The following is a 3505-nucleotide window of genomic DNA, read 5'->3' on the forward strand; positions in this document are numbered from 1 at the left end:
ATACTCATCACACAGCTCAAGCCAATACGGATCCGGAGGATAGTGGGAATGACGCACGGCATTTACATTCAGCTTCTTCATCATTTCCAAATCTTTACGCATATCTTCCCTGCTTAAAGTGTGGCCCTGCGTAGGATGATGTTCATGCCGGTTAACGCCCTTTATAAATACTCTCTTGCCGTTTACCAAAAAGTTGTTGTCAAGGATTTCAACAGAACGAAAACCAACTCTTGCAGGTATTGATTCCAGCAATTGACCACTCTTATCTTTTAAGCTGATGTATAAAGTATATAAATAAGGGACTTCTGCCGACCAGGTATGAACATTAGGTACTTTGTCAGCAAAACCATAGGATGATTTGTAATTACCCAAAACGGTCTGAACACCCTGGGATGATCTTTTCAAAACCGATTTGCCATCAGCATCCACCAATTCTATTTCAACTGAAAAAGTATCGGGCTTGCTGTGCAAAGTTTTTTGATCAATTCTGTAATTGTTCACCTCGGCCTGCACGGTTAACTGACCATTGGTATAATTGTCGGTGAGAGTGCTGGTAATTTTAAAATCACGTATATCCAACTTAGGAGTAGAATAAACGTACACCTCTCTTTCAATTCCGGAAATCCGCCACATATCCTGGCACTCAAGATAACTTCCATCGCTCCAGCGATAGACTTGCAAGGCTACGATGTTCTCCCCGGACTGCACATATTGGGTTATGTCAAATTCTGCGGCCAGCTTGCTGTCTTCACTATAACCCACTTTTTTGCCATTCACCCAAATAAAGAAAGCTGATTTAACGGCCCCAAGATGAATGAACACCTGCCTGCCATCCCATTCTTTGGGCAGCGTAAACCTTTTGCGGTAAGAACCCACCGGGTTGTTATCTACAGGAATATCATAAGGCGGATTGAGGCGGGCACCGGTTTTTACATGACCTGTAAACTCGTATGGGTGATTGACATATATAGGCAATCCGTAACCATTCAATTCCCAGTTGGCCGGCACTTTGAATTCTTTCCAGCCAGCATCATTAAAATCTTTTCGATAAAAATCCATCGGGCGCTGCCTTGGATCCTGTACCCAGTTGAACTTCCATTGCCCGTTCAAAGAAATAAAGTAAGCTGATCTTTCTTTCTGGCGGGTTTCTGCCAGGGAGCGGTTCTCAAATGCGAAAGCACTGGCCCGCATAGGCAACCTGTTTACAGATACGATCTCAGGTGTTTGCAGTTCAGTAGGTAAATCCTGGGCCATTACACCACTGAAAGCCACTAAGCTGGTTAGGAGTTGAAACGTTTTCTTCATTTTGTTTTACAACCAAAGTTTTACAGATAGAGAATATTGCTAATTAAATGCTACTGCAATTCTCTATATGCGAATTGCTTCAGAAATTTTACACTAAACATACTTACTTGAAATAAGAAAGTAGTGCGCAAACGTTTGTCTATATTTATGACCTCCCAAATGTTTATTTGACGTTAAACTTATTCAACCACTTTTGATATGGCAGGCTAATGCAGCCATCAATGGCAGTAAAGAACAGAAATCACCCGGGCACTATGCAGCTTTGCTTGCTACTTCCAGTTCGTTCACCAGTTCGCTAAATGAACAAGGCTTTTGAAAGAAATAGTTTGCGCCTTCTCTATATGCAGTATAGACATAGCTGCTAATATGGGAAGTACTCCACATAACAACAGGTATGTCTTTAAAGTCAGGATGTCCTTTAATCTGTTTCAAACATTCGATTCCATTCTTCTTTGGCAACTGCATATCAATGAAGATCATGGAAGGTTGATTTATGGCAATGGCATCGTAAAGATTATCAATACCAGGTAAACAACTCAAGGCAAAATCACTGGACACTTTTCTCATCGCTTGTTCAAATAACAGACAATCATCTGTATCGTCATCAATAAGAAGGATGTTTTTCATTTGTTTAGGTCTGAGCATCATTGTTTTTCTTTATTATTCTATGGCTGCAGCAAGATTTTTATAATATCACCTGTTTAACAGTTTAAATATTAAATTAATAAGGAATGAAATTCAACTTCAAAAGATTACACCAACAGTCCATTTTTTTACACCAACTGAAAATCTCAGTAAACTAAACAGCAATTATTTCTTCCATTGCATTTTAACAGGCTGACTATACCTTATGGCTTCTTCCTTTAAAAACTCTTTGAAATCTTCCATCTTAGTAAATCTCTGATCTGTTCGCTCCCAACCAGTATAAAAGCGATATGTTAAAGGCATGCCATCCTTAATGCGTTGCTTTACAATATAGGTTTCATTAATATCGGTATTACTTCTGTTTATTGAATCAGCTTTTACAAAACTTTGCTTATTGACCAAAACACCTAGCCCGAGATTGTCTTTATTTTCTGATTGCTTTCCGTAAGAAAGCCCAATTACAGCCTTATCCTTTACAAGGGTTTCAAAAGTATTTTCGTAAAAGTCGGCCATACCTGTAATTAATGCTGAACCAGCAGGAGCACCTGTTATCGTTACTTTACTTTCATAAAAATATTGTCCACCCCAAATGCTGATTTCTTCCTTTACCTGTAGCGGCTGATCCTTAATTTGCCAATCATAAGTCATTGTAAACTTTGCCAGTAAAGGTCCATCGGCTTTTTGCTGATACACTGTTTTGGTAATGTCCTTTCCTCCTAACCGGATGAGCGTATCTGCTCCCCCCTTTTGTGGAACTGATAAAGCCAGAGCACCTGCACCTAAAGATTTTACCACATGCAACACATCCATGCCCCAATCAGAAAGGTTATGGTAACTTATTTTGTAATTAGTACCCACCGTATCCATCATCATTTTGGATGTGGTCTTGCCATAAATATCCTTGTTGTTTCTTACATCAAAATACAACCTGAAAGCAACTTTATCATTTTCCCATGCTGGCCCTTCTGTTAAATAGTTAGGCAATGGTCTTTTTGAGAAATCAGTGGCTGGATTTCTAAGGGGCATTGTTTCTACTTCAATACTGGGTCCAAAACTGTCATCAGCATTTTTCTTTCTTAAGCGGACATGTGCTTTCTGCTCAGTACTTTGAGCATTATCTGTTTCAGATGCTGAAATTCTAAAATTGGTTTTCTCCTTTGCCACAAATGAATATAGAAATATTGCTTCATCCCATTTTCCATCTCCATCATCATCGACATACTGAACTGGCAGGTCTCTTCCGGAAACTGAAACAACTATATATTTTACAGCATGATGAAGTTGCCTCTCAATTTTTGTTCTTTGCAGACGAATTAATTCATCTGTTCTTGAAACTGTTGCAGGATTGGTTATTTCAATTGTATTTGATGCTTGTGCACTAGCATTTACAGTTAAGGCAGCAATAACAACCGCAAAGGCAAATCCTTTTTTAATGATGTCTTGAATCTTCATATTTTGCTAAGATATTTCAATTACACTATCTGGCCATCCAGCCACCGTCTACTACCATGACATGACCATTCATGTAAGCAGAGGCTTCGGAGCACAGGAACAC

At 39.2% G+C, this 3505-nt stretch carries 3 protein-coding genes; all 3 read right to left on the bottom strand.

Translation table 11 applies throughout. From position 1 onward, the window contains the following. Positions 1-1305, bottom strand: a 1305-nt coding sequence (locus OCK74_RS25880; RefSeq protein WP_279300017.1) for a glycoside hydrolase family 2 protein, incomplete at its 3' end; no start/stop codon positions are given. A gap of 252 nt (positions 1306-1557) precedes the next feature. After that, a complete protein-coding gene (locus OCK74_RS25885) occupies positions 1558-1932 on the bottom strand; it encodes a response regulator (RefSeq protein WP_279300018.1) in 375 nt (124 codons plus the stop codon). Positions 1933-2115: 183 nt separating this feature from the next. Then, positions 2116-3402, bottom strand: coding sequence for a DUF4861 family protein (locus OCK74_RS25890; protein WP_279300019.1), 1287 nt, complete (start codon positions 3400-3402; stop codon positions 2116-2118). Positions 3403-3505: the final 103 nt, after the last annotated feature.

The organism is Paraflavisolibacter caeni, assembly GCF_025628885.1.
Taxonomy (GTDB): Bacteria; Bacteroidota; Bacteroidia; order Chitinophagales; family Chitinophagaceae; genus Flavisolibacter; species Flavisolibacter caeni.